At 48.1% G+C, this 772-nt stretch carries 4 tRNA genes and 1 rRNA gene (1 of these 5 cut by a window edge); all 5 read right to left on the bottom strand.

Annotated features, from left to right (window positions below):
• Positions 1-44 precede the first annotated feature (44 nt).
• Positions 45-117: transfer RNA gene (locus RUMTOR_RS06440), tRNA-Thr, on the bottom strand.
• Between the two features lie 43 nt (positions 118-160).
• A tRNA-Tyr gene (locus RUMTOR_RS06435) sits at positions 161-242 on the bottom strand.
• A 14-nt stretch (positions 243-256) separates the two neighbouring features.
• Positions 257-329 (bottom strand) — tRNA-Val (locus tag RUMTOR_RS06430).
• A gap of 6 nt (positions 330-335) precedes the next feature.
• Positions 336-409 (bottom strand) — tRNA-Asp (locus RUMTOR_RS06425).
• A gap of 72 nt (positions 410-481) precedes the next feature.
• Positions 482-772 (bottom strand): 23S ribosomal RNA (locus RUMTOR_RS13285) (it continues 1,904 nt past the right edge of the window).

Below are 772 nucleotides of genomic sequence, written 5' to 3'. Positions count from 1 at the left end.
TGCTCCATCCCGCGATATGAAATTAATTATCTCTATTGAGATCAAGCCGATGATCGGACTCGAACCGATAACCTGCTGATTACAAATCAGCTGCTCTGCCAATTGAGCCACATCGGCGTGTTTACTTCTTTTATAATGTATATTCAGAAGTATAATTAAATGGATGGAGGTGGATTCGAACCACCGAAGCAATTTGCAGCAGATTTACAGTCTGTCCCCTTTGGCCACTCGGGAATCCATCCTTATTTTTTTAAAGTGGGACCTATAGGGCTCGAACCTATGACCCTCTGCTTGTAAGGCAGATGCTCTCCCAGCTGAGCTAAGACCCCACATAACGACCCAGAAGAGACTCGAACTCTCGACCTCCGCCGTGACAGGGCGGCGCTCTAACCAACTGAGCCACTGGGCCACTTTTTAATTCAGGTTATACCCTGAAAACTACATACAAAGAATCTTTTTTCATCCATTGCCTATCTCCGCTTTGGTTATGCCCTCGACCTATTAGTAACAGTCAGCTCCATGTGTTACCACACTTCCACCTCTGCCCTATCTACCTCGTCGTCTTCAAGGGGTCTTACTAACTTGACGTTATGGGATATCTCATCTTGAGGGGGGCTTCACGCTTAGATGCCTTCAGCGTTTATCCCTTCCCGGCTTGTCTACTCTGCTATGCACTTGGTAATACACAGATACACCAGCGGGCCAGTCCACCCCGGTCCTCTCGTACTAAAGGCAGCTCCTCTCAAATATCCTACGCCCACGCCGGATAGGG

Origin of the sequence: [Ruminococcus] torques ATCC 27756, assembly GCF_000153925.1 — a bacterium.
GTDB lineage: Bacteria > Bacillota > Clostridia > Lachnospirales > Lachnospiraceae > Mediterraneibacter > Mediterraneibacter torques.
The sequence above is the reverse complement of the archived record's forward strand: the minus strand, read 5'-3'. Positions and strand labels throughout refer to the sequence as shown.